Origin of the sequence: Vibrio sp. YT-18 (assembly GCF_033337345.1) — a bacterium.
GTDB classification, from domain to species: Bacteria; Pseudomonadota; Gammaproteobacteria; order Enterobacterales; family Vibrionaceae; genus Vibrio; species Vibrio alginolyticus.
Genome location: NZ_JAWOQO010000260.1, coordinates 1 through 1,061, shown reverse-complemented (window position 1 = coordinate 1,061; position 1,061 = coordinate 1). Strand labels below are relative to the sequence as shown.

Genomic DNA, 1,061 nt, shown 5'->3' with positions numbered 1-1,061 from the left:
CGCACCGACTTGACCTACATCTTTGTTGTTGCGCACTGCTTCGGCATCACCGCCACATGCTTTAATGTCATTTAAAATCCATTCTTGATGGCCTTTCTCTTCCTCGATGTATTCGGCAATGGCGTCTCGTACCCATTCGTATTCCCCAGATAGTCGGCCTCCACACGCCATCAGCAAGGGAACGGTGTGCTTAACGTGATGGTAAGCTTGGGTTAGAAAGGCGATATACATATCTTTGGAAATGTTGCCTTGTTGAACGTCTGCGATGACTGGCGCAGTTAACATTGCTTGTTGAGCAGCGGCAGTGCTTTGTTTGAGTTGTTCGAAAAATAAAGTCATAACCTTCTCCTTAAGAAGCCGTTAACTAAGATGCAGTTTGGAAAGACGTAATGTGTTGCTGAAAGGGCAAATCGATGCGTTGGATCTTTTGCGCTTGCAGCGTTAATTCAGGCGTTGTGCACGCTAATAACTGAGCCACATCATGTTCGATTTGATTTCGTTTGAGCTTGCCGTTATCCGTGTACCAACCAGAGATGGCTCGTGGGTTGTCCAGCAGCAATAAGGTTCGGATTTGAGCGTAATCGGGTAGGGTTCGGTTTAATGCATGAACCTTTGCTTCGACGTCTTCGCTATTGGCAATGACAGCACATAATGTTTGTTGGCTATCACCTGTAACGATCAGTGGCGTCATCGGCAAAAACGCCAACGCTTCTGATTCAATCCACTCCGGTGAGACATTTCTGCCGTATGCGGTGACGATAAGGTTCTTCTTGCGTCCTGAGAGAGTGACAAAACCTTGCGCGTCAATTTGGGCTAAGTCGCCAGTCGCTAACCATTCTTGAGTAAACGGCTCATTCAAATAGCCAAGAGCAACGTTGCCTTTGACGAGCAGTTCACCATCTTCCGCGATACGAATCTGAATGTGCGGAAGTGGTTTGCCACACGTTCCTGCTTTAAATGTGGCTGGTGTATTCAAACAAACGACGGATCCACATTCAGACAAGCCATAACCTTCAAACGCAGGGATGTTCAGCGCATGCGCGGTATTAATCAGTTGCGAC

Annotated in this window: 1 protein-coding gene and 1 pseudogene; both read right to left on the bottom strand. The window is 47.3% G+C overall.

What is annotated here, in order from left to right:
• The coding region (locus tag R7M72_RS25835) for an iron-containing redox enzyme family protein (RefSeq protein ID WP_318056561.1) at positions 1-339 on the bottom strand (339 nt) is incomplete at its 3' end.
• A 25-nt stretch (positions 340-364) separates the two neighbouring features.
• Positions 365-1,061 (bottom strand): annotated as a pseudogene (locus R7M72_RS25830) (AMP-binding protein); the annotation flags it as partial.